This is a genomic window from Nonomuraea sp. 3N208 (assembly GCF_052245935.1).
Lineage (GTDB): Bacteria > Actinomycetota > Actinomycetes > Streptosporangiales > Streptosporangiaceae > Nonomuraea.
The window spans coordinates 94,342-116,073 of the sequence record NZ_JBQQBR010000042.1 but is presented as its reverse complement, the minus strand read 5'-3'; the positions used below and the strand labels follow the sequence as shown (position 1 = coordinate 116,073).

Sequence of the window (21,732 nt, the reverse complement as noted above, 5' to 3'; positions counted from 1 at the left end):
GGGTCATCGTGGTCGGGGCGCTGGCCATCTGGATGCGGTTCGACACCGTCAACCAGCGGCGCAAGGAAGCCAGGAAGGCCCAGGTCGAAGCCGAGTTCGAGGAACTGTCCAACGAGCCGACGAAGGGTGGCTTCCCGGTGCCACCGCTCGATCTGCCGCACTACCACGGGGTGCAGCACAAGGAGATTCCCAGTGGGACTAACTGATTGGCTGAACCCCGTCAAGGGCTTCGGGGTCACCTTCCACACGATGTTCAAGAAGCCCGTCACGACGAACTACCCGGAGGAGAAGAGGCCGACGGCTCCTCGCTTCCACGGGCGTCACCAGCTCAACCGCTGGCCGGACGGGCTGGAGAAGTGCGTGGGCTGCGAGCTGTGCGCCTGGGCGTGTCCGGCCGACGCGATCTACGTGGAGGGCGCGGACAACACCGACGAGGAGCGCTTCTCGCCGGGCGAGCGTTACGGCCGCACCTACCAGATCAACTATCTGCGGTGCATCCTGTGCGGTCTCTGCATCGAGGCCTGCCCGACTCGCGCGCTCACCATGACGAACGAGTACGAGCTCGCCGACAGCACCCGCGAGGGCCTCATCTTCACCAAGGAGATGTTGCTCGCGCCGCTGACCCAGGGCATGGAGCAGCCGCCGCACCCCATGCGGCTCGGTGAGACCGAAGAGGACTACTACCGGCTGGGACGGACCAATGGGTGAGACCATCACATTCTGGGTGCTCGCCGTCGTGTCCGTCGGCGCCGCGCTCGGCATGGTCTTCAACCGGAAGGCCGTGTACTCGGCGCTGATGCTCGGCACGGTGATGCTCTGCCTCGCGGTCCTTTACGCGGTGCAGGACGCGCCCTTCCTGGCCGCGGTGCAGATCATCGTCTACACCGGCGCCGTCATGATGCTGTTCCTGTTCGTGCTCATGCTGGTGGGCGTGGACTCGTCCGACTCCTTCGTCGAGACGCTCAAGGGTCAGCGCTTCTGGGCGGTGCTCGCCGGCATCGGCTTCGCCACGCTGATCATCCTGGCCGTCGGCAACGCGATCTTCGCCCCCGAGGTAGGGCTGGCGCAGGTCACCGCGCAGGGCGGCTACATCCGCTCGATCGCGCTGCTGATATTCACCAGGTACGTCTTCGCGTTCGAGATCACCTCGGCGCTGCTGATCACCGCGGCGCTGGGCGCCATGGTGCTGGCGCACCGCGAGCGGCTCACCGACAAGCCCACGCAGAAGGACCTGTCCCGGGCCAGGTTCGCCGGCGACCGGCCGTCGCCGCTGCCGGGGCCCGGCACGTACGCCACCGGCAACGCCATCGACATGCCGGCGATGCTGCCGGACGGGTCGGCCGCGGAGTCCTCGGTCAACCGCTACATCGCGCGCTACGACGTTGAGCACGACCACCTGCCTGCCGACCCCAGGCTCGCCGCGGCCATCAAGCACACGGCCGAAGAGGACGCCGAAGAGCGCGACATCCACGCGCGCGATGAGGCGGACGAGCAGGACGTCGAGCAGACCACCAACGAGGTGAACAAATGACGACGCACTACCTCGTCCTATCCGGCCTGTTGTTCGCCATCGGCGCCATCGGCGTGCTGATCAGGCGTAACGCGATCGTGGTTTTCATGTGCGTGGAGCTCATGCTCAACGCCTGCAATCTCGCGTTCGTCGCCTTCTCCCGGCAGGTCGGCAACTTGGAAGGCCAGATCATCGCGTTCTTCGTGATGGTGGTGGCCGCGGCCGAGGTCGTCGTGGGCCTCGCCATCATCGTGACGATCTTCCGAACCCGCAGGTCCGCGTCGGTCGACGACGCCAACCTGCTGAAGTACTAAGAGGTGACTGGTGGAATCTGAAATCGCTCAGATCACCCAGCACACCGGCGGCGTGATCGGCAACGCCTGGCTGATGATCGCTTTCCCGCTGCTGGGAGCGTTCATTCTGCTGGTGTTCAACCGGCTCACCGATCGCTGGGGCCATCTGCTGGGCGTGGCCATGTCCCTCGCCTCGTTCGTCGTGGCGGTGCTGGCGTTCTTCGAGCTCATCGGGTTCGGGGAGGACGAGCGCCGCCGGGCGGTGCACCTGTATTCGTTCATCCCCAACATGGACATCAACATGGGGCTGCTGATCGACCCGTTGTCGATCAGCTTCGCGTTGCTGATCACCGGTGTGGGCTCGCTGATCCACATCTACTCGATCGGCTACATGTCGCACGATGAGCACCGGCGCAGGTTCTTCGCCTACCTCAACCTGTTCGTGGCGGCGATGCTGCTGCTGGTGCTGGCCGACAACTACGTGGGCCTGTTCATCGGCTGGGAGGGCGTCGGTCTGGCGTCGTACCTGCTGATCGGGTTCTGGCAGTTCAAGCCGTCGGCGGCGGTTGCGGCCAAGAAGGCGTTCGTGGTCAACCGTGTCGGTGACCTCGGCCTGCTGGTCGGGATGTTCGTCATCTTCACGACGTACCAGACGCTGTCGTTCGCGGAGCTCAAGCCGATCGCCACCGAGAACGGCACCACGCTGGCCATCGGACTGCTGCTGCTCCTCGGCGCCTGCGGTAAGTCGGCGCAGCTGCCGCTGCAGTCCTGGCTTCTGGACGCCATGGAGGGCCCGACCCCCGTGTCGGCCCTGATCCACGCGGCGACCATGGTCACCGCCGGCGTCTACCTGGTGGTCCGGTCCGGGGCGTACTTCTTCCCCGAGGGCTCCGGGGCCGCGCTGGCCGTGGCGATCGTCGGGGCGGCCACGCTGCTCGCCGGTGCGATCATCGGTTGTGCGAAGGACGACATCAAGAAAGGCCTGGCCGGTTCGACGATGTCGCAGATCGGCTACATGATGCTGGGCGCGGGCCTCGGCCCGGCCGGGTACGCCTTCGCGATCGGCCACCTGATCACGCACGGCTTCTTCAAGGCCGACCTGTTCCTCGGCGCCGGGTCCGTGATGCACGGCATGAACGACGAAGTCGACATGCGGAAGTACGGCGGGCTGCGCAAGTACATGCCGTTCACCTTCTGGACGTTCTTCATCGGCTACATGGCGATCATCGGGGTCCCGCTGCTGTCCGGCTACTTCACCAAGGACGGCATCATCGAGACCGCGGTGCACCACCAGCCCATCCTGGGCTGGCTGGCCGTGCTGGGCGCGGGCATCACCGGCTTCTACATGTCGCGGATGGTCTTCATGACCTTCTTCGGTCAGAAGCGCTGGGCCGACGACGCCCACCCGCACGAGTCCCCGCCCGTCATGACCCTGCCGCTGATCGTTCTGTCGATCGGTGCCATCGGCCTGGGTGCCTACCTCGTGGTGAACGGGACGCTGTACAGGTTCCTGATTCCCGCCGTGGGCGGCACTGTGGCGGACGCGCCGCACTTCGACCCGTTCACCACTCCTGGTCTTGTCACGCTTGCGCTCGTCGCGGTGGGCGTGGTCTTCGCCTGGATGAGGTACGGCCAGGCCGAGGTGCCCGCCGTGCAGCCGCGCGGGTCGTTCCTCACCGCGTTCGCCCGCCGCGACCTCTACGGTGACGCGCTCAACGAGTCGCTGTTCATGCGCCCTGGCCAGTGGCTGACGCGGATCGCGGTGTTCTTCGACAACCGGGGCATCGACGGGCTGGTCAACGGCCTGGCCGCGGGCATCGGCGGCAGCTCCGGGCGCCTCCGGCGGATCCAGACGGGCTTCGCCAGAACGTACGCGTTGTCCATCTTCATCGGTGCCGCCCTGCTGACCGGCGCCCTGCTCCTCGTTGGGACCATCTGATGTCACCCTGGCTTCCGATACTCATGGCGGTGCCCGTGGTGGGCGCCATCGTGGTGGCCCTGCTCCCCAAGGGCAGTGACAAGCTGGCCAAGCAGGTCACGCTGCTGGTCTCGCTGCTGGTGCTGGTGCTCACGGGCGTCATGGCCGCCGGGTTCAACCCGGCCGGCGAGCGCTTCCAGTTCAAGGCCGAGTACAACTGGATCCCCAGCTTCGGCGTGAAGTTCGGGGTCGGCGTCGACGGCGTGGCCCTCGTGCTCATCGCGCTGTCGGTGGTGTTGGTGCCGATCGTGGTGCTGGCTTCCTGGCACGACGCCGACGGAGTCAAGAGCGCCGACGGCACGGTGATCGCGCCCAAGCGGTCGGTGAAGACGTACTTCTCGTTGCTGCTGGTGCTGGAGACGATGATGATCGGCGTCTTCGCGGCGACCGACATCTTCCTCTTCTACGTCTTCTTCGAAGCGATGCTGATCCCGATGTACTTCATGATCGGCTCGTACGGCGGCGCCCAGCGGTCCTACGCGGCCGTCAAGTTCCTGCTGTACTCGCTGTTCGGCGGCCTGCTCATGCTGGTCGCGGTCATCGGGCTCTACTTCGTGGCCGGCAAGAACACGTTCATGTTCCCCGAACTGGTCGGGGCCATCCAGGACCCGGCCATGCAGAAGTGGTTGTTCGGCGGGTTCTTCATCGCCTTCGCGATCAAGGCGCCGCTGTGGCCGGTGCACACGTGGCTGCCCGACGCCGCCGCACAGGCGCCGGCCGGTGCGGCCGTGCTGCTGGTGGGCGTGCTGGACAAGGTCGGCACGTTCGGCATGCTGCGCTTCTGCCTGGAGCTGTTCCCGGACGCGGCCAAGGCGTTCACGATGCCGATCGTCGTGCTGGCGGTCATCAGCATCATCTACGGCGCCATCGTGGCCATCGGGCAGAACGACATGAAGCGGCTCATCGCCTACACGTCGATCTCACACTTCGGCTTCATCGTGCTCGGCGTGTTCGCCATGTCGGACGTCGCCCAGTCCGGCGCCGCCCTCTACATGGTCAACCACGGCTTCGCCACCGGCGCGCTGTTCCTGGCCGCGGGCTTCCTCATCGCCCGGCGCGGCTCGCCGTTCATCGGGGACTACGGAGGCGTGCAGAAGGTCGCGCCGGTGCTGGCGGGCTTCTTCCTGGTCGCCGGTCTGGCGGGGCTCTCGCTGCCCGGTCTGTCGTCGTTCGTCAGCGAGTTCATGGTCATGATCGGGACGTACTCGACCGAGGCTCACGGCTCCGGGGCGCTGACCGCGGCCGCGATCGTGTCGGCGGTGGCCGTGATCCTCGCGGCCGTCTACATCCTGTGGATGGTCCAGCGGGTCATGAACGGGCCGACCGCCGAGCCGGTCAAGGCGTTCAAGGACCTGAACGCCCGCGAGATCTGGGTGCTGGCCCCGCTGGTCGCCCTGATCATCGGGTTCGGCTTCTTCCCCAAGCCACTGCTCGACGTGATCAACCCGTCCGTGCACCAGACGCTGACCAACGTGAAGGTGCCGGTCTCCACCATCGCTGAGAAGGGGACAGGTCAGTGAACTCCATTCCAGCGCCGACGATCGAGTACGGCACGCTGGCGCCGCTGCTGGTGGTGTTCGGCGCGGCCGTCATCGGTGTGCTCGTCGAGGCGTTCGCGCCGCGATACCTGCGTAAGGCGATCCACGTACCGCTCACCCTGCTGAGCCTGCTCGGCGCGTTCGCGCTGGTGCTCGTGCAGGTGCTGCGCGGCCAGGTGTCCACCACGGCATCGGCCATGGGCGCGGTCGCGGTGGACGGGCCCGCGCTGTTCATCTGGGGCGTCATCCTTGTCCTGTCCTTCGTGTGCGTGCTGCTGATCAACGACGAGGGCCACTTCGTCGCCTCGGCCGCGGCCGTGCCGGGCAGCGCCGACGAGGAAGAGGCCGAGACCGTGAGCGGCGGCGCCGGCCACACCGAGGTGTACCCGCTGGTGCTGTTCGCGGTCGGCGGCATGCTGCTCTTCCCGGCCTCGCACGACCTGCTGATGATGTTCGTGGCACTCGAGGTCATGTCGCTGCCGCTCTACCTGCTGTGCGGCCTGGCCCGCCGGCGCCGCCTGCTGTCGCAGGAGGCGTCGATGAAGTACTTCCTGCTGGGCGCGTTCTCCTCGGCATTCTTCTTGTACGGCACCGCGATGATCTACGGGTACGCGGGCACCGTCTCGCTCCCCGGCATCAACCAGGCCCTGTCCGCGGGCGCGGCGCTCGACCCGCTGCTGATGATCGGGCTCGCGCTGCTCGGTGTGGGCCTGCTGTTCAAGATCGGTGCGGCGCCGTTCCAGGCGTGGAAGCCGGACGTCTACCAGGGCGCCCCGACCCCGATCACCGCTCTCATGGCCTCGGGCACGCTGGTCGCGGCCGTGGGCGCCGTGCTGCGGGTGTTCTGGGTGGGTCTGGGCAACCTCGACTGGAACTGGCGGCCTGTCATCTGGGTCATCGCCGCACTCACCATGGTCGTCGGCTCGGTGCTGGCGATCACGCAGACCGAGATCAAGCGCATGCTCGCCTACTCGTCCATCGCGCACGCGGGCTTCCTGCTCGTCGGCGTGATGGCCACGTTCGGCTCCGCCGAGCAGAACGCGGTCTCGCTCAAGGCGATCCTGTTCTACCTGGCCGTCTACGGCATCACGACGGTCGGCGCGTTCGCGATCGTCACGCTGGTGCGCGACCCCGGGGGCGAGGCCGGGCACCTGTCGCGCTGGGCCGGGCTCGGCAAGCGGGCTCCGATGCTGGCCGGGGTGTTCGCCTTCTTCCTGCTTGCCTTCGCCGGCATCCCGCTGACCAGCGGCTTCTTCGGCAAGTACGCCGTCTTCGCCGCCGCGCTCAACAGCGGGACGCAGCCCGGCGACTCGATGGGCGGCTGGATGGCGGGCCTGGTCGTCGTGGGTGTGGTGGCCTCGGCCGTCGCGGCGTTCTTCTACGTGCGCGTGATCGTGCTGATGTTCTTCAGCGAGCCGGCGGCCGACGGTCCGGCGATCGTGGTGCCCAGTGCGGGGACCGTGGCCGTCATCGCTGTCGCGCTGCTGGTTACGGTAGGGGTAGGGCTCTACCCGGAGTCCGTGCTCGGTGTTGCCAACGACGCTGCTAGCAGCCTGTTCATTAGATAAGGGGATCTCGTATGTCTGCGCCACCCGTGGTTGACCTTCCCATTGAGGACGAACGGTTGGCGCAGGACGTGGCCACCGGACTGGCCGCGGTGGAGAAGCTCTTGCGTTCGTCGGTGGAGAGCGAGGACGCCTTCGTCACGGAGGCGTCCAAGCACCTCATTGAGGCCGGCGGCAAGCGGTTCCGCACGCTGATGGTCCTGCTCGCCGCCCAGTTCGGCGACCCGTCGGCGCCGGGTGTCGTGCCCGGCGCGGTGGTCATCGAGCTGACCCACCTGGGCTCGCTCTACCACGACGACGTCATGGACGAGGCGCGGGTACGCCGGGGCTCCCCGTCCGCGAACGCCCGGTGGGACAACACCGTGGCGATCCTCACCGGCGACTACTTGTTCGCCCAGGCCTCCGACATCCTGGCCGACCTCGGCCCCGAGCTGATCCGCATCCAGGCGCAGACGTTCTCCCGCCTGGTCCAGGGCCAGATCCGCGAAACCGTCGGCCCGCGCGCCGGCGAGGACGCGATTGCGCATTACCTCAACGTCCTGGCCGACAAGACGGGCTCGCTGATCGCCGCTTCCGGCCGCTTCGGAGCATTGCTCTCCGGGGCCCCCGCGGACGTCGAGGAGCGGCTGAGCCGCGCCTGCGAGGCCATCGGCGTGGCCTGGCAGCTGGGGGACGATCTGCTGGACGTGGCCTCAACGGGGGCGCAGTTGGGCAAGACACAGGGGACGGACCTGCGCGAGGGCATCAAGACCCTCCCGGTCCTGTACGCCCTGGCCGCCGGCGACTCGCCGCGTCTTTCCGAGCTGCTGTCGGGCCCGGTGGCCGAGTCCGACGTGGACGAGGCGTTGACCCTGCTCCGTGCGCACCCGGCGATGGAGCGGGCGCGGGCGGAGTTGGAGGCGTGGGTGGACCGGGCGCGGGCCGACATTTCCGGTTTGCCGGATATGTCGGCGCGGGACGCCTTTTTGGCGCTATGTGACTACGTGGTTCAGCGTTCCGGCTGATCTTCTGACACGCGCGGCTGCGCGAGCCGTCCTGATGCTGTCGTAAGTGAAGATCGCCAAGGCCAGCCAGACGATCGAGAACCCGATCCACCGGCTGGGCGGCATCGTCTCCTTGGCGATCAACACACCGCACGCGAACTGCAGGATCGGCGCGATGTACTGCAACAGCCCGATCGTGCTGAGCGGCACCCTGATGGCGGCCGCCCCGAAGCAGATCAGCGGCACCGCCGTGACGATCCCCGCCCCGACCAGCAGCACGGCGTGCAGCGCCCCGTGTTGCGGGAAGGTCGCCTCCCCGCTCGCCTGCAGGAAGATCAGATACCCGAGAGCCGGCAACAACAGCACCAGCGTCTCGACGGCCAGGCTCTCGGTCGCGGCCACATTGGCCTTCTTCTTGACCAGCCCGTACACGCCGAAACTCACCGCCAACGTGAGCGCGATCCACGGCAGCCGACCGTAGTCGAGGGTCAGCACGAGCACGGCGAGCGCCCCGAACCCGACCGCCGCCCACTGCAGCGGCCGCAGCCGCTCGCGCAGCAGCACCACGCCGAACAACACGCTGACGAGCGGGTTGATGAAGTACCCGAGGGCGCTCTCCACCACGTGTCCGGTGTTGACCGCGTAGATGTAGGTGCCCCAGTTGAGGGTGACGACGATGGCGGCGACGGTGAGGAGGGCGAGCTTCCTGGGTTGCCTGGCCAGCTCCCGGATCCAGGACCAGTGCCTGCGGACGGCGAGCGCGGCGGCGACGGCGAGCAGTGACCACACCATCCGGTGCGCCAGGATCTCGATGGCCCCGGACGGCTTGAGCAGCGGCCAGTAGAGGGGGAAGAGTCCCCACATGGTGTAGGCGGCGACCCCGTACAAGACACCGCGCCGAAGGTCAGGCATGTACGCCATCTTCGCCCATTACCACCTTTAACCACAAATTCCATCCACTATACGGAAATCTGTAGATCTCCTTAAGCGTTGCTGCCTGTGTAGGCTGGCTAGAGAGCTATGGAGGTAGTGCGATGGGCTGGCTGTTCGGCGGCAACAAGACCTCGATGGTCCGACCCGAGGACGCACTCCCGGGCCGCGCGGAGACCATGGCGGTCCCGGCCCGCCACGCGGTCCTGGACGCCCCGCTGGCCCCGCCGTACCCGCCCGGCACGGAGGTCGCCGACTTCGGCCTCGGCTGCTTCTGGGGCGCCGAGCGCAAGTTCTGGCAGACCCCGGGAGTCGTCACGACGGCGGTCGGCTATCAGGGCGGCTACACGCCGAACCCGACGTACGAGGAGGTCTGCAGCGGCCGCACGGGCCACACCGAGGCCGTTCGGGTCGTCTTCGACCCCGCCAAGGTCTCCTACGAGGCGCTCCTGAAGGTCTTCTGGGAGGCCCACGACCCCACACAGGGCATGCGCCAGGGCAACGACGTCGGCACCCAATACCGCTCGGCGATTTACTACCACTCGCCGGAGCAGCAGAAGGCGGCGGAGACGTCCCGGGACGCGTACCAGAAGGTGCTGAAGGCGGCGGGCTACGGCGAGATCTCCACGGAGATCGCCGAAGCGGGGCAGTTCTTCTTCGCGGAGGATTATCACCAGCAGTATCTTCACCGCAACAAAAACGGGTATTGCGGAATCGGCGGCACTGGAGTCTCGTGCCCGGTGGGTGTCGCGCCTGCTGGCGAGTGATCTGACACTGTCACGCGTCAAGCAAGATCGTGAATCGTCGCCCCTTGTGCAAGTGGCGAGGGCAACGACCATGTTGGGGCGTCCGGCCAGGTTGAGGGCGGCGCATCGTGTGACGGATCGTGGGCCCCTGCACCCGCCCGCCCGGCACAGCCAGGACGACTCCAACCCGGGAGACGGTTTTCAACGGTTCCACAGGTGGCGATCTACGCCTCTCCCGAGGTTGTCGAAATGGGATGGAGTAACAGAACGCGTTCGATCCGTGTCAAATATGATCTTATCTGTCGATCGGCGCGCAGGTATGATCACTGATCAACAGCCGACCTCCGACCCTTACGGGAGGCAGCATGGAGAAGCGTGATCAGGTAACCGACGACAAGAAGGCCACCAAGAAGATCAAGCTTGAGATCAAGCGGCTTGAGAAGGTCGAGACCACCGGGCTGCGTGAGGGTGGCTGATCTCTAACGGGTTCGCCGGCCGGTCAGGGTACACCTGACCGGCTTCCTATGTCTTGCGACCTGGAAGGTTCTTGTGCGCGTCCCCCGCATCAAACGCGTTCATCAGCCCATGGCTTTGCCTGGTGATCGCATCATGATCGGCCTCATGCAGCAGGGCATATCCTCCGAGATCCAGGACGACGAGGAGGGCTCGATAGCCCGCCTGATCGTCCTTATGGACGGCACACGTACGGTCGACGAGGTCTGCGCCGCCTTCGCCGAAACCCATCCCGACGTCAATGAGCAGGACGTACGTGAGGTCATCTCGGGGCTGATCGCCAACGGGTTCGTCGAGGAGGCCGGTGCGCCGCTGCCGGTGAATCTCACCGATCGCGAGGCCAAGCGCTACGAGCCGGCCAGGAACTACTTCGCCTGGATCGACCCGGTTCCGCGTAGCTCGCCGTACGAGATCCAGTCCAAGATCAAGGATGCCACGGTCTGTCTGCTCGGCATCGGCGGCACGGGCTCGGCTGTGGCGGCGGGGCTGGTCTCCAGTGGCATCGGGGCTCTCCACCTGGCCGACTTCGACACCATCGAGGAAGCCAACCTCACGCGCCAGCTCCTCTACACCGAGGCGGACATCGGCCGCCCCAAGATAGATACCGCTGTCGCGCGGCTACGTCAGATGAACAGCCTGGTCAGGGTCACCGGAAGCACCGTGAAGGCCGGCGGATCCGACGATATCGCCAGGCTGATGGACGAGTGTGACGCGTTCATCCTGTGTGCGGACGAACCTCACCCGGACATCATGTTCTGGACCAACGACGCGGCGCTGCGCACAGGTACGCCGTGGTTCGTCAGCTTCTACACCGGGCCGATGGCCGTCGTCGGATCCCTGATCCCGCATCAGACCGGGTGCTGGATGTGCCTGCGGCGCCAGGAGGACCAGCGCGAGTTCAAGGCCTACGGCCGCTCGCTCACCGAGGAACGGCCCAACGCCGTGATCGCGGCCAGCGCCAACATCAGCGGGCACCTGTGCGCCCTCGAGGTGATGTACCACCTCGGCGGCCTGCCCGCACAGGCCCGCGGCCGCGTCTTCCACTGGAACTACGGCATGTGGGACCACTCCTACTACATCGACATCCCGCACTACGACGACTGCCCGGTGTGCGGAGCCGGACCGTCGTGACCGCCGTGCCGATCAGTGCCGAGAGCCTTATCGGCTTCCACCGGCTGATCGCCCGCGCGGACGACGACGATCCGGATGTCGTGGTGGTGGGCAGGGCGGAGATCGGGGAGTTCATCGAACTGCCCGCCGTGTACGGTGAGGCGATCCGGCTCCTGCGCGAGAGGCTGCCGGTCAGCGCTGTGGAGCAGCGTCTGGCGGCCGAGCAGGACGTGGAGATTGACGTCGCCGAACTCGTCGAGGCGCTGACAGAGCTTGGCTTCGTCGACTCGGTGGACAAGCACCGGCTGCCCGATCCCGGCGCGGGCGCCCCGCGCAGCCACTTCCCGTGGCTGACCGACCGGCACGTGAGCTGGATCTTCAGCCGGCCGATGAAGCTCGCATGGCTGCTGGTCGTGGGGGCGGCGCTGATCACGCTGGCGGTCAGGCCGGACCTGCTGCCGCACTACACGGACTTCTTCTGGAGCGAGTACGTCGGGCTCACGGTGCTGGTCAACACCGTGATGGTGTCGTTGACGCTCAGCACGCACGAGATGATGCATCTCATGGCGGCCCGGTCACTCGGCGTGCCGGGTCGCATCGGTTTCGGCACCCGGCTGCATAACCTCGTCGTCCAGACCGACGTCACCGGGGTTTGGGGCGTGCCCAGACGATCCCGGTATCGCGTTTACCTGGCGGGGATGGCCTGGGACTTCTTCCTCATGGCGTCGCTGACCCTGCTGGTCGCCCACGTGGCTCTGCCGCCACTGACGAAGGCCCTGTTCCAGGCGCTGGTCGTGGCAGTGCTCATGACCATCCCCTTCCAGCTCCAGGTTTACATGCGCACGGACCTGTACTACGTCCTTCGCGACCTGCTGCGTACCCGCAACCTTTTCGACGACGGGCTCGCCTTCGCCCGCTACCTACGCGCGAGGACCGTCGCGCGCCTGCGCCGTCACCCTTGCCCGATCGAGGACCCGACCAGTGAGCTCGCACCTCACGAGCGGCGGGCCACCCGCGTCTATTCCGTCTTCCTGATCATCGGTGCCACAGTCTCGCTCACCGCGTTCGCGCTGTTCGCCGCCCCGATCGCGATCGTCGCGCTGTTCCGCGCGATCGGTGCCATCGTCGACGGCTTCAACGGCGGCTCGGCACTGCTGGCGCTGGACTCCGGGCTACTGCTCCTCATCGAGGGTGCCATTCAGGCGCTCTTCGTGGTGACCTTCGTCCGGAACCATCGGCACTGGTTCAGGTGGCGCCGCTCAGCCGATCAAGGCTCTGCATAGAGTAGGGATCGGCCCTTTGCTACTTGGAGTAGCAAACTGGTTACGGCGCCAGCGGTCGATGACCTCTGACGCATTGACCCAGACACGGTGCCCGAGGTGCTCAAGAAGATCCTTCTCCTGCTGGGCAACCCTGAGGCTGGCTACCCACTCGGCGGGGGAACTGACCGGATTCCCGCAAGCTGGTGGTCGGCAGCAACACCTGGCGTGTCGAACGGGTACTGCGGCATCGGCGGGACGGGCGTGGCCTGCACGGTCGGCCTGATCTCCGGCGAGGCGTAGACCTGCGGAAATAGCTAGATCCTGGCCCTTGATCGCCCAGGCCCCTCCGGTTTCGATCTTGGGTCAGAGCCGTCTCCGGCGACACCTTCACTACAGAGTCAAGGGCGTGCCGCCTGCGGCGGCCCGCCGCGCGTCGGGTAGTCGCTGGACCGCGCTGCGGCGTGGTGTCGTTGCCCAGGACGGGAGCCAGGCCGTCTCGGGGAGCGGCGTCAGGCTTGCGAAGTGGTTGATGATCGCCCGAAGTCCCGGGTGCGGATTCGTTCTGGGGAACATGAGGGAGAGCGGGTAGGCGAGCGTCGGGTTCACGATCGGGATGCGGCGTAGGTCGTAGTTCGTCGGCCAGATGTACCGGTCGCGCGCGCCGACGAGGGTGGCCACGTCGGCGGAGTCCGCGAGGGCGTCGAGGAGTACCTCATTACCGAAGTTCGGGCCTGTAGCGTCGATGCGGAGGTCGAAGGCGGTGGCGAGCTGATCGTAGAACTCTGCCCATTCGCTTCGGGGCACGATACCCGGCACCCAGATCCGAAGCTTGCGCAGCTGAGGTGGTGTCAGTGTTCGTGCGGAGGCAAGCGGATGCCTGGGGCCGACGAGGAGTTCCAGCGGGGAGTCGAAGGCGTGGATCATTTGCACGTCGCGCGGCAGTGTGGCCGGATCGATGACGGTGCGGAACGAGGCGTCGATATCGCCTGCCTGGACGGCGGCGGCCGCCACGTGAGGGTCGTTGACCTTGAGGGTCACCACGTCGAGGTCAGTTTCGGGATGCGACCGCCAATAGTCGTGCAGAACGACGGCCTGCGCGCTTCGCAGGCCTAGAACGTCGATTCGAAGGGCCCGCGAGCCCGGCCTGACCGCGGTGACGGCGCGATCAACACCCGCGACGATACTCCGTGCGTGTGGGAGAAACGCCTGGCCGTCGAGCGTCAGTTCGACGCCTCGGGCGGTACGAGTGAACAGGCGGACCTCCAGCTCGCGCTCAAGGGCGGCGATCCGCTTCGAGACCGCCTGCTGTGTCACGCCCAGCTCGTCGGCCGCCTGTTGCAACTGTCCGAACTCGGCCGCCCGGACGAACGATCGCACTGCCTCGGTATCCATGGGTCGAGCTTATGCCCCCACAACTGATCGTTGTGGCTCGCCGAAAGGCCGTTGTTTGATTCTGCTGTTGTATAGCCGATGTGATTCAGGAGCCCAAACATCGGTTGTTACGGAGGAGTCATGTGCGCGTGAAATTGGGGTCCAGTTTCGGCTGGCTGTGGTCGGCCTACGCCGTCAGCACGTACGGCACGTGGATCGCCTTCGGAGCGTTCCCGCTCATCGCGGTTGGAGTGCTGCACTCGTCGGCATTCGCGGTTTCGCTTCTGGAGGCAGCCGGGCTTGCCGTCGCGGCGATCATTGCCGTACCGCTCGGGCTGTGGGTCGAGCACCGGTCCAAGCGTCCGGTGATGATCGCGATGGATCTGGTTCGGTTCCTCGCGATGGCGAGTGTTCCGGTCGCGTACTTCCTCGGCTTGCTGTCCTACGGCCAACTGCTGGTCGTCTCGGTCATCTCCGGAACCGCAAGCATCGCCTTCACCGCCGCATCCGGCGCGTACCTGAAATACCTCGTCCGCAGCGATCACCTCCTTGCCGCGAACGGGAGATTCGAGGGCACGAGCTGGGTGGCGACCGCGGCCGGACCGCCCCTCGGCGGTGCGCTCATCGGGCTGCTCGGCCCGGTCATCACTGTCATGGCCGACGCCCTCAGCTACCTGCTGTCCGCGCTCGGGGTCCTCCGCATCCGCGGAGGCGACGTTGCGGCCCCCCGCGACCCGGCCGCCAGGTTGCGGGGAGGCGACCTTCTTGGCGGCTGGCGGTTCATCCTCCACGACCGCGCACTACGGTGCCTGTTCCTCAACTCGATCCTGGTCGGCGGCCTGATCATGGCAACCGTCCCGCTCCTGGCCGTCCTCCTGCTGGGCGAATACCACTTCCCGGCCTGGCAATACGGGCTTGCCTTCGGCATCCCGGCACTCGGCGGCTTCGTGGGCGCCCGCCTCTCCGCACGCCTCGTGAAGCGTTACGGCCGGCACCGGGTCATGACCGTCTCCGGCTGGTTGCGATCGATCTTCCCGCTCGGTCTCGCGTTCGTCCATCCCGGCATCACCGGCCTCCTCACCGTGATCATCATCGAGGGCCTGCTGATCATATGCATGGGCATCTTCAACCCGATCTACGCCACAGAACGCCTGCAGCGGACTCCCGCGGATCATGCCGCTCGAGTCCTCACCGCATGGAGTGTCAGCAGCAAACTCGTGCAGGCCACCCTCATGGTGATCTGGGGCATCCTCGCCACACTCACCAGCCCCCTCGCCGCGATCATCATCTCCGGCGTGCTCCTGCTGGCCACCCCGCTCTTGCTGCCTAAACGGAGACACTTGTTCGATCCTGAACCCGCCCTGTCGGCGGAAGACGGCATCGACGTGGGTGAATCGCTACCGGCGCTACGGCGATCTCGGACTGCTTGACCGGTCCTCGGTCCCGCACAGGCAGCCGACCGCCACCCGTGGTCGTCTGGTCGGCCGGATCGAGAGGATGCGCCGGGAGCGCAAGTGGTCGGTCTCGCGGATCGCGTTCGAGCTGGAGCAGGAGGGCACGCCCGTCAGCCGTCGGCCTTGGCAGCTGACTGTCGTTGTCCGTGTACTCGTGGACGACCGTCCACCCTTGCCGTTCCGTCGTCTCCCGGTTCAGATGGTGCTGGTCCTGCACCCCGTGCTCGTCTCGCCTGATGTCGGCGGAAATTTCTTGCCCGGTCGGTCTGACGACCGGCGAGGCCCGAGCACTGCCGGCCGTGCCTTCGTGAGTTCTGGCTGACGCACGTCGAGGAGCGGGCTCCGTCCCTTTGTGGGCTGGATCAGCGGCGAGGGGAGCGGTCAAGCGGCATGGGTGCGCTGCCGTGGATGTACCGGTACCTCAAGGACGACGGCGTGGGCACCTTCGGCGTCGATGAGGTGCTCATCCATGGTTGGACCGGTGATGGCCAGGTGCTGGCGGTGCAGCCAGGCTGGCGTCCGGAGAGGCGTGAGGCGATGCTTGCTCCGGCATCGCGGTTCTGTGCAGAAAGATATACAGTTGATGTATGACTGTTCTGCACAACGCTACTGAGTTGAGCGTCACGGAGGCGGCCCAGCGTGGGGTCGCCCGCCTGGTGGCTGATGCGGAGCAGGGGACCGATCTGGTGGTCACCCGTCGGCATCAGCCGGTGGCGGCTGTGGTGAGCATTCGTCGGCTCAATGAACTGGAGGAGGCGGCGGCTGATCTGCGAGATCTGGCGCTCGTGCTCGCTCGGTCCGTCACAGACACGGGGGAGCGAGTCTCGCTCGATGAGGTGCTCGCCGCTTTCGGGCATACTCGAGAGTCGCTGGCCGCCATCCCGGACGACGAGTGAGTCGTGTCTGACGTCGTCTTCACGGCGCCGGCGGTCGACGACCTCCGACGCATCGGCCCGGACGCGGTCCCCAAGGTACTCAAGAACATCCTCCTTCTACTGGAGAATCCGGAGGCCGGTTACCCGCTCGGCGGGGAACTGACCGGTTTTCGGAAGCTTGTGGTGGGCCGTAACACCTGGCGTGTTGTCTACCGCATCACCGACGACAAGGCGGTGGAGATCTGCGAGGTGTGGGCCGTCGGTGAGCGAGCCGACGCGGAAGTGTACGCGGAGGCGACGGCGAGGGTTCGCGAGGCGGCTGCCGACCGTCCGGAGATCGTCCGGCTCGGCCAGGTAATCGAGCGTCTTGGCGCGCTGGCCGATCACCTGCGGGTGGAGGAAGCGCCCCCTAGAGAACCGGTTCCAGATTGGCTCGCGGACCGGTTGATTTACAAGGTCGGGATGGCCCGCGAGGACGTTGCTGCTCTTGATCTCCAAGAGGCGGTCGACGTGTGGGCTGAGTACCGGTCGAAGCCCCATTAAGCCGCACGTCTATTGCCTGAAGTGAAGTGCTACCACCAGCAATATCTTCACAAAGTTCCCAATGGGTACTGCGGGATCGGTGGCACAGGCGTTACCTGTCCGGTGGGTCTGACGTCTGGCGAGGCATAGGCCGGTGGTCGGGGGCTTGCGTAGAGCTAGGATTCGCCTTTGCTACTTCGGGTAGTAAACTGGTTTCTATGAGCATGCCTGAGCGGGAGTTCGCCCCGGGTGACGGGCCGGCGGCCAAGGTCAGCGTGTCCCTTAGGGCGGGCAACATTCGCGCTGTCCGAGAGCGGGTCGGAGCCCGTGGGTTCTCCGCCTATGTTGATGCCGCTGTGGAGCGCCAGATCGAGCGGGATCTCTTGGAAGAGGCCCTTCAAGCGAACGAGGCCGCTTCTGGGCCGATCCCGCAGCCTTTGCGTGACGAGGCAGCGGAGCTGTTCCGCCACGTCAAGTCCGCGCCTGAACTCCAGGAGGAGGACGGATGGCGCGCACACGAAGCAGGCTGAGCGCGGGCACTGTGGTTCTCGACAGCGAGGGCCTCGTGAAGTGGTGCGAGGCCGACCAGCGGGTGACCGCGTTCGTACGGGAGGCGCAAGACAACGACTTTCGGGTTGTGGTCAGCGCGATGACACCGATCGAGGCGCAAGACGTTCGCGTCAAAAACGACCGTCTCAGGTGGTACCTGTCCCGGCTGAAGATCGAACCTGTGACCGAGGACATCTCGTCACGGGCGATCGAGCTTCTTCGAGATGCCCGCCTGCATGGTCACAAGTACGCCATCGACGCTGTGGTCGCAGCTACCGCACTGCGCTCGGTGCGCCCGGTCATCGTTCTGACATCTGATGAGGACGACATGAGCAAACTGTGCGGGAAGACCGTGCAGGTGGTCCCTGTCTGAGACTACTTGCGGGGTGACCGAGCGCGAGCGTCCAGAACTGTTGCGGGAGGCGTGCTCCGCGGCTTCCCTCCCGCCGCTTGAGATAAGGCGTCGCGTGGCTCACCGCTGATCTCGAACGCCGAAGACAGTGGCGACTCGACGCCACTTGCCGGGATGCTGTTGCGGGATTGGGCGGTTTGGCGTTTGGCGCGAGGGCTCCGCCCCGTGACCCGAGCGGCGCACCAAGAAGACCCGCGGGGCCGGCGGCCAAACTGGACGAAGCGCAGCTGAGGCGGCTGTATGAACTCATCGCCGGTAATGATCCGCGTCAATTGAGTTTCGGGTTCGCGTTGTGGACGCGGGCGATGGTGGCCGAGCTGATCCGGGATCTTCGCCGTCAGCTCGCGCGGCGAATTGCGGTTCCAGCTATTTGACTAGAGTCTGGACGCCGATGCGTTCATCGGTTTCTGTAAGCGCTGATCGCCGATGCCGGACGTCCGGTGTTCCTGATCGTGGATAACTCCCGCGTCCACCGGGCCAAGAAGGTCAAGACGTTCGTCGAGGCGAGTCAGGGTGCCCTCTCGCTGTTCTTCCTGCCGCCGTATCCGCCCGAGCTCGCCGCCGATAGTCCAGAAACCACGAACTGATTGAGATCACGGCGGTTATAGGTGCAGTACGGCCCACGTGGCACCGTGTGACAAGGCGCCGCAATTCCAGTGACTTACGCACTAGCTAGCGCGCCGCTAGTGGGCCGCTAGTGGGCCGCTAGTTTTTGGACGAACCGGCGGCCAGCGATCTACGTTTGCGCGACCAGTCGGCGAACTGTGCTCAGATGATCTGTCGTCGGACTCGGTCTTGACCCAGGCTCCCCTTGGGGCGGTATCAGGACCCGTCCAGACGGAAGGAACCATGATGAAAAATCTGCTCAAGACCGCTGTGGTCGGCGCTGCCTTGGTCGCGTCGAGCCTTGCAATGGCGCAGCCGGCGATGGCCAGCTCGTTCTCGTGGAACGTCAGCGATGGCCTCATTTCCTACGACGATGCCTCGAACAAGTTCTGCGTGCGGGCGTACGACTCCGAGGGCGCCCGCCAGGTGACGGTGACCCTTACTCGGGTCAGCGGCGGCGGGTCGATCACCATCACCGACAAGAACAACTACTACGGTCACCCTGGCGGCGCGTGCCGATACCTCAACAACTATTACACGGAGAACACCTCCCTCCGCGCGACCGCCAGGTCGTACTGGGGTGAGCGCGGCACCTGGGTGGGTCGCGGGACCAGATCGTTCACCAGCTGACCAACCTGCCGGCTCCCCGCACGCCGTCCAGGCGCGTGGGGAGCCGGCTCGGCGAGGAGCGTCAATTCCGTCGATGTAAACTCCGCACGCGCCGGATACGGCTCCTGCTTGCCTTCAGAGGACGTCGTTTTGGTGGCACGAGCTCCGGCAATACGACCGTGGTCTTGTCTTCGCGAAGCGCGTAGCCCGCGCTCGGAGGGAGACCGGATTGTGGTGTCCTTGCACCCGGGGCAGCAACTGGCACGGCCCGTCCTGCCTCTGCCAGCCCTCAACCAGCGATCCTTCGCACCATCGGCATTAGAAGCGCTCATGATCATGTGGAATTGAACGATCGGAGGCCCCGTCGGGTTCGTGATCGTCCGGGTCGGACTTGTGGGGTGAGTTCCGGTGGAGGCTGCGGGAGGCGCAACCATCTATTGCCTGAGAGAAACCGCTACCACCAGCAATATCTTTTTAAGGTGCCGGACGGATATTGCGGGATCGGCGGCACCGGAGTCTCGTGCCCGGGGGTGTCGCGCCTGCTGGTGAGTGATCCAACGGCGGCCAGGCGCCCGGCATGATCGTGGGTGGTTGCTCCTTGTGCAAGTGGCGAGGGGCAACGACCGCGCTATGGAGCCCGTTCAGGCTGGCCGCCCAGCCGTGGAGACGATCTCCGCCTGTACGCCTGGTGGGCCCGCAAGCGAGCGACCCACCTCGGAGCCCACGAAGGTCGATGGTTGGCGCGGGACTTGAATCTCGCTCGCCCCACGGCCCCCAAGCTGATTACTTTGGTGGCACGTGAGTATCTTCGTGGAAGGCGAACTCATGAAGCGTAGGAGTCCGCAGGAGAAGAAGCGGTTGAGGTACGCCAAGGATCGCCGCAACGATTGCGTGAGAACGACACGAGCTCCAGGAAGAACATCCCCCGGCGCAAGAGGGCGCCTCTCGGTGCCTCCACCAGGGCGTGGAGCGATTCACGGTTGTGCCAGGCACGTGGCGCCGGCGATTCCCACGGAGAGCTCCTTGCCTGATCTGCCCTGCACACTGATGGAGTTGGTGTCGCCGGTGTAGGCCACCTCCGCTGCTGAGTCGCAGATCTCCTTGGCGGTGCTTGACTCGCTGTCGCCGAGGGTGGTCTCGATCGACACCAGCGTGCACTGGCCCTGCATGGTGACCGATCGGATGTCGGGCTGCTGCGCGTGCTGCTTGACCTTGTCGGCGGTCTCGCCGCAGGAGTCCCGGGCGGGTGCCGAGGTTACGCTCTGGCCGTCCCCGGGTGGTGGGCTCGGCGAGGGCGGGCCGGCTACGGTCTGGCCGCAGCCGGACGAGATGACCAGCGCGATGGCCAGCAGGGCGTTCCTGGAGATCCTTGCCATCAGGCGGTCACCGAGAGGGTCCAGCCCTGTCTGCAGCTGGAGCTGAAGGTTCCGTTGTCGCAGCCTTCGACGATGAACCGGTAGCCGCTGGTGGTCATCACGCGGACCCGCATCCGGCCGCTGGTGCCTCCGCCGACGTCTCGCTGTGTTCCGGCTCTGTCCGCGGCGCTGGTCCAGCGGACGAGGAAGCGGTCGTAGGAGCGGGGGGCGGTCGTGCGCCAGTCGACGTAGGCGTATCCGCCGATCGACCAGGCCGACACCACCATCTTGGGCCCTTGCCGGGGTGACCAGACCATCTGCCCGCGCAGGAAGTTCTGCCTGCGTCCGGCCCAGACGCCGTTGAGGTAGACGTCCACCTCGGAGGTGCGCGGGCAGCCCAGCGCGCTGTTCTCGCCGCCGAGCTCGCTCCACCGCGCGCCGATCAGGCCGTAGGGCTGAATGCGGCAGGCGCTCGTCACGGCCGCCCTGGTCGTCACCGTAGTGGTCGCGGTTGCGGTGCCGGCATGGGCGGGGACCCCGGCGCACAGCGTCGCGGCCAGCGCGAGCAGGGTGCCGACCGATAGCGCGCGGCGTAAGACCGCTGCTGTGGATGTACGGCTGGTGCCGACACTTGCCATGATGCGATCGTCTCGATTCTGGTGGTGTGGTGAGGCTTCTTCGGGGGCGCGCCAAGCGTGCGACACCCATGATCGACACGACAGCAGAGGCCCGTTGTCCGAGCGTCCACCGATCACGGCCAAAGCGGTGACCAGCCGAACCCGGGCGGGAAATCAGTAGCCGACGCCGGGATCGCGGAACCCTTCGAACATCCGGGGCACCGCCGCGCGTGCTGCGGCCGGCCCAGGGGCGCACGGCCTGGTGCATGAGCGCGTTGCCTGGGCCCGGCTCTTCACCCTGGAATGGCTGGGCTGCTCCCTGGTGAAGGGGCTCAGTTGCTGTTGGCATCCCGACGAGGGCCGAGGAGGAGTGGATTGGAGTGGGATCGGCTCGTCGGCCGGCTTGCGGCTGCCGTTGCTTGATCTGTCGATCGATGTGAGGGCGACGATGTCAACGATGGGCGGGCACGTGATGAGCTGGTGGGGGCGCTGCCGAGTCCACTTGAAAGGCCGCGACCTGCGTGACCTGGTTCTGGTCAGGTGGTGCTGGGCCCCAGAGGGCTGTCAGGTGTTGGCGAGCCGCTCGCGAGCGGTTCCTTAAGCTCAACAAAGATCGTGTGTGTGTCGGTGTCCCCGATGTTCTCGCCGGAATGCTCTTGAGCGCCGACCCATCGCACCTGCCCGGCTTGGAGTTCGACATCCACCTGCCGGGCGCCGGCCGCAACCCTTCTCTTGAAGGAACTCAGCGTGTACATGACGCTGTCGGGATGCCGGTGGGGTGTGGTCTTGTCGCCCGGCTTGTCCTTGTATTCCAGTACACGGATGCGCTCGTTCTCGAAGATCAGTTTGTAGAGGTCGGGATTCGTCGTGGTGGGATCGTGGTCCATGAGCGCATCACCCGGTCTGCTTCGTCAGAGCACTGACGCCGTTATGG

24 protein-coding genes and 4 pseudogenes are annotated in these 21,732 nt (G+C 66.1%); 23 read left to right on the top strand and 5 right to left on the bottom strand.

Annotation, left to right across the window (positions count from 1 at the left end):
- The 8 genes and pseudogenes from ACTWPT_RS46085 to ACTWPT_RS46050 form a co-directional block, all read left to right on the top strand.
- Positions 1-206 (top strand): annotated as a pseudogene (locus ACTWPT_RS46085) (NADH-quinone oxidoreductase subunit NuoH); the annotation flags it as partial.
- The gene (nuoI, locus tag ACTWPT_RS46080; protein ID WP_305914429.1) at positions 193-708 is read left to right on the top strand and encodes an NADH-quinone oxidoreductase subunit NuoI; all 516 of its coding nucleotides are present in this window, start codon (positions 193-195) and stop codon (positions 706-708) included. The pseudogene ACTWPT_RS46085 and the gene nuoI, both read left to right, overlap by 14 nt.
- The gene (locus tag ACTWPT_RS46075) at positions 701-1,531 is read left to right on the top strand and encodes an NADH-quinone oxidoreductase subunit J (protein WP_443183876.1); all 831 of its coding nucleotides are present in this window, start codon (positions 701-703) and stop codon (positions 1,529-1,531) included. The genes nuoI and ACTWPT_RS46075 overlap by 8 nt, the downstream gene beginning before the upstream one ends.
- Entirely contained in the window at positions 1,528-1,824 is a 297-nt protein-coding gene (nuoK, locus tag ACTWPT_RS46070) for an NADH-quinone oxidoreductase subunit NuoK (protein ID WP_443183875.1), read from the top strand. The genes ACTWPT_RS46075 and nuoK overlap by 4 nt, the downstream gene beginning before the upstream one ends.
- Positions 1,825-1,897: 73 nt before the next feature.
- Positions 1,898-3,742: an NADH-quinone oxidoreductase subunit L gene (gene nuoL, locus ACTWPT_RS46065; protein ID WP_443183880.1), complete on the top strand. Its 1,845-nt coding sequence runs from the start codon at positions 1,898-1,900 to the stop codon at positions 3,740-3,742.
- Entirely contained in the window at positions 3,742-5,301 is a 1,560-nt protein-coding gene (locus tag ACTWPT_RS46060; protein ID WP_443183874.1) for an NADH-quinone oxidoreductase subunit M, read from the top strand. Before nuoL ends, ACTWPT_RS46060 begins: the two co-directional genes overlap by 1 nt.
- Positions 5,298-6,887, top strand: coding sequence for an NADH-quinone oxidoreductase subunit NuoN (gene nuoN / locus ACTWPT_RS46055; protein ID WP_443183873.1), 1,590 nt, complete (start codon positions 5,298-5,300; stop codon positions 6,885-6,887). Before ACTWPT_RS46060 ends, nuoN begins: the two co-directional genes overlap by 4 nt.
- An 11-nt stretch (positions 6,888-6,898) precedes the next feature.
- Positions 6,899-7,888 carry a polyprenyl synthetase family protein gene (locus tag ACTWPT_RS46050; protein ID WP_443183872.1) on the top strand — a complete coding sequence of 330 codons (990 nt, stop codon included), beginning with the start codon at positions 6,899-6,901 and terminating at the stop codon, positions 7,886-7,888.
- Here the strand turns inward: ACTWPT_RS46050 and rarD are convergent.
- Positions 7,856-8,779, bottom strand: coding sequence for an EamA family transporter RarD (gene rarD, locus ACTWPT_RS46045; RefSeq protein WP_443183871.1), 924 nt, complete (start codon positions 8,777-8,779; stop codon positions 7,856-7,858). The two genes, ACTWPT_RS46050 and rarD, sit on opposite strands and share 33 nt — an antisense overlap.
- 122 nt (positions 8,780-8,901) lie before the next feature.
- On the opposite strand from rarD, the gene msrA reads away from it, so the two are divergent.
- From msrA to ACTWPT_RS46025, 4 genes are all read left to right on the top strand, one after another.
- Positions 8,902-9,564 (top strand): peptide-methionine (S)-S-oxide reductase MsrA, encoded by a 663-nt coding sequence (msrA, locus tag ACTWPT_RS46040; RefSeq protein ID WP_443183870.1) that lies wholly within the window; start codon positions 8,902-8,904, stop codon positions 9,562-9,564.
- A 600-nt stretch (positions 9,565-10,164) separates the two neighbouring features.
- Entirely contained in the window at positions 10,165-11,187 is a 1,023-nt protein-coding gene (locus ACTWPT_RS46035) for a ThiF family adenylyltransferase (protein ID WP_443183869.1), read from the top strand.
- On the top strand, positions 11,184-12,449 hold the full coding sequence (locus ACTWPT_RS46030; RefSeq protein WP_443183868.1) for a hypothetical protein: 1,266 nt from the start codon (positions 11,184-11,186) through the stop codon (positions 12,447-12,449). Before ACTWPT_RS46035 ends, ACTWPT_RS46030 begins: the two co-directional genes overlap by 4 nt.
- A 96-nt stretch (positions 12,450-12,545) precedes the next feature.
- Positions 12,546-12,728: a hypothetical protein gene (locus tag ACTWPT_RS46025; protein ID WP_443183867.1), complete on the top strand. Its 183-nt coding sequence runs from the start codon at positions 12,546-12,548 to the stop codon at positions 12,726-12,728.
- Positions 12,729-12,818: 90 nt separating this feature from the next.
- On the opposite strand, the gene ACTWPT_RS46020 is transcribed toward ACTWPT_RS46025, so the two are convergent.
- On the bottom strand, positions 12,819-13,820 hold the full coding sequence (locus tag ACTWPT_RS46020) for a LysR family transcriptional regulator (protein ID WP_443183866.1): 1,002 nt from the start codon (positions 13,818-13,820) through the stop codon (positions 12,819-12,821).
- A 128-nt stretch (positions 13,821-13,948) separates the two neighbouring features.
- Between ACTWPT_RS46020 and ACTWPT_RS46015 the strand changes: the two genes are divergently transcribed.
- The 11 genes and pseudogenes from ACTWPT_RS46015 to ACTWPT_RS45965 all read left to right on the top strand — a co-directional run.
- Positions 13,949-15,229, top strand: coding sequence for an MFS transporter (locus ACTWPT_RS46015; protein WP_443183865.1), 1,281 nt, complete (start codon positions 13,949-13,951; stop codon positions 15,227-15,229).
- Positions 15,168-15,374, top strand: a pseudogene (locus ACTWPT_RS46010) (helix-turn-helix domain-containing protein); the annotation flags it as partial. The gene ACTWPT_RS46015 and the pseudogene ACTWPT_RS46010, both read left to right, overlap by 62 nt.
- A 269-nt stretch (positions 15,375-15,643) precedes the next feature.
- Positions 15,644-15,844, top strand: a complete 201-nt coding sequence (locus ACTWPT_RS46005; RefSeq protein ID WP_443183864.1) for a hypothetical protein — start codon at positions 15,644-15,646, stop codon at positions 15,842-15,844.
- Positions 15,841-16,149, top strand: a complete 309-nt coding sequence (locus tag ACTWPT_RS46000; RefSeq protein ID WP_443183863.1) for a type II toxin-antitoxin system prevent-host-death family antitoxin — start codon at positions 15,841-15,843, stop codon at positions 16,147-16,149. The genes ACTWPT_RS46005 and ACTWPT_RS46000 overlap by 4 nt, the downstream gene beginning before the upstream one ends.
- Positions 16,150-16,152: 3 nt before the next feature.
- Positions 16,153-16,671: a type II toxin-antitoxin system RelE family toxin gene (locus ACTWPT_RS45995; protein ID WP_443183862.1), complete on the top strand. Its 519-nt coding sequence runs from the start codon at positions 16,153-16,155 to the stop codon at positions 16,669-16,671.
- Between the two features lie 30 nt (positions 16,672-16,701).
- A pseudogene (locus tag ACTWPT_RS45990) lies at positions 16,702-16,800 on the top strand (peptide-methionine (S)-S-oxide reductase MsrA); the annotation flags it as partial.
- Positions 16,801-16,868: 68 nt separating this feature from the next.
- The gene (locus ACTWPT_RS45985) at positions 16,869-17,180 is read left to right on the top strand and encodes a hypothetical protein (protein WP_443183861.1); all 312 of its coding nucleotides are present in this window, start codon (positions 16,869-16,871) and stop codon (positions 17,178-17,180) included.
- Positions 17,156-17,572 (top strand): type II toxin-antitoxin system VapC family toxin, encoded by a 417-nt coding sequence (locus ACTWPT_RS45980; protein WP_443183860.1) that lies wholly within the window; start codon positions 17,156-17,158, stop codon positions 17,570-17,572. The genes ACTWPT_RS45985 and ACTWPT_RS45980 overlap by 25 nt, the downstream gene beginning before the upstream one ends.
- A gap of 455 nt (positions 17,573-18,027) precedes the next feature.
- Complete coding sequence (locus ACTWPT_RS45975; RefSeq protein ID WP_443183879.1) at positions 18,028-18,198, top strand: transposase; 171 nt, start codon at positions 18,028-18,030, stop codon at positions 18,196-18,198.
- A 262-nt stretch (positions 18,199-18,460) separates the two neighbouring features.
- Positions 18,461-18,847: a hypothetical protein gene (locus ACTWPT_RS45970; RefSeq protein WP_443183859.1), complete on the top strand. Its 387-nt coding sequence runs from the start codon at positions 18,461-18,463 to the stop codon at positions 18,845-18,847.
- Positions 18,848-19,281: 434 nt separating this feature from the next.
- Positions 19,282-19,407, top strand: a pseudogene (locus ACTWPT_RS45965) (peptide-methionine (S)-S-oxide reductase MsrA); the annotation flags it as partial.
- 393 nt (positions 19,408-19,800) lie between these two features.
- Here the strand turns inward: ACTWPT_RS45965 and ACTWPT_RS45960 are convergent.
- From ACTWPT_RS45960 to ACTWPT_RS45950, 3 genes are all read right to left on the bottom strand, one after another.
- Positions 19,801-20,202, bottom strand: a complete 402-nt coding sequence (locus ACTWPT_RS45960) for a hypothetical protein (protein ID WP_443183858.1) — start codon at positions 20,200-20,202, stop codon at positions 19,801-19,803.
- The gene (locus ACTWPT_RS45955; protein WP_443183857.1) at positions 20,202-20,819 is read right to left on the bottom strand and encodes an LGFP repeat-containing protein; all 618 of its coding nucleotides are present in this window, start codon (positions 20,817-20,819) and stop codon (positions 20,202-20,204) included. Before ACTWPT_RS45955 ends, ACTWPT_RS45960 begins: the two co-directional genes overlap by 1 nt.
- Before the next feature lie 515 nt (positions 20,820-21,334).
- Positions 21,335-21,685, bottom strand: a complete 351-nt coding sequence (locus ACTWPT_RS45950) for a hypothetical protein (RefSeq protein ID WP_433008473.1) — start codon at positions 21,683-21,685, stop codon at positions 21,335-21,337.
- Between the last annotated feature and the right edge of the window lie 47 nt (positions 21,686-21,732).

What these genes read in the sequence shown, in the direction of transcription:
- ACTWPT_RS46020 (WP_443183866.1), bottom strand. Translation starts at nt 13,820, where the DNA reads ATGGATACCGAGGCAGTGCGATCGTTCGTCCGGGCGGCCGAGTTCGGA.
- ACTWPT_RS46035 (WP_443183869.1), top strand. Translation starts at nt 10,165, where the DNA reads ATGCAGCAGGGCATATCCTCCGAGATCCAGGACGACGAGGAGGGCTCG.
- ACTWPT_RS46060 (WP_443183874.1), top strand. Translation starts at nt 3,742, where the DNA reads ATGTCACCCTGGCTTCCGATACTCATGGCGGTGCCCGTGGTGGGCGCC.
- ACTWPT_RS45985 (WP_443183861.1), top strand. Translation starts at nt 16,869, where the DNA reads ATGAGCATGCCTGAGCGGGAGTTCGCCCCGGGTGACGGGCCGGCGGCC.
- ACTWPT_RS45950 (WP_433008473.1), bottom strand. Translation starts at nt 21,685, where the DNA reads ATGGACCACGATCCCACCACGACGAATCCCGACCTCTACAAACTGATC.
- ACTWPT_RS46075 (WP_443183876.1), top strand. Translation starts at nt 701, where the DNA reads ATGGGTGAGACCATCACATTCTGGGTGCTCGCCGTCGTGTCCGTCGGC.
- ACTWPT_RS45960 (WP_443183858.1), bottom strand. Translation starts at nt 20,202, where the DNA reads ATGGCAAGGATCTCCAGGAACGCCCTGCTGGCCATCGCGCTGGTCATC.
- ACTWPT_RS46050 (WP_443183872.1), top strand. Translation starts at nt 6,899, where the DNA reads ATGTCTGCGCCACCCGTGGTTGACCTTCCCATTGAGGACGAACGGTTG.
- ACTWPT_RS45970 (WP_443183859.1), top strand. Translation starts at nt 18,461, where the DNA reads ATGATGAAAAATCTGCTCAAGACCGCTGTGGTCGGCGCTGCCTTGGTC.
- nuoK (WP_443183875.1), top strand. Translation starts at nt 1,528, where the DNA reads ATGACGACGCACTACCTCGTCCTATCCGGCCTGTTGTTCGCCATCGGC.
- ACTWPT_RS46005 (WP_443183864.1), top strand. Translation starts at nt 15,644, where the DNA reads ATGGGTGCGCTGCCGTGGATGTACCGGTACCTCAAGGACGACGGCGTG.
- msrA (WP_443183870.1), top strand. Translation starts at nt 8,902, where the DNA reads ATGGGCTGGCTGTTCGGCGGCAACAAGACCTCGATGGTCCGACCCGAG.
- ACTWPT_RS46000 (WP_443183863.1), top strand. Translation starts at nt 15,841, where the DNA reads ATGACTGTTCTGCACAACGCTACTGAGTTGAGCGTCACGGAGGCGGCC.
- nuoL (WP_443183880.1), top strand. Translation starts at nt 1,898, where the DNA reads ATGATCGCTTTCCCGCTGCTGGGAGCGTTCATTCTGCTGGTGTTCAAC.
- rarD (WP_443183871.1), bottom strand. Translation starts at nt 8,779, where the DNA reads ATGCCTGACCTTCGGCGCGGTGTCTTGTACGGGGTCGCCGCCTACACC.
- ACTWPT_RS45955 (WP_443183857.1), bottom strand. Translation starts at nt 20,819, where the DNA reads ATGGCAAGTGTCGGCACCAGCCGTACATCCACAGCAGCGGTCTTACGC.
- ACTWPT_RS45980 (WP_443183860.1), top strand. Translation starts at nt 17,156, where the DNA reads ATGGCGCGCACACGAAGCAGGCTGAGCGCGGGCACTGTGGTTCTCGAC.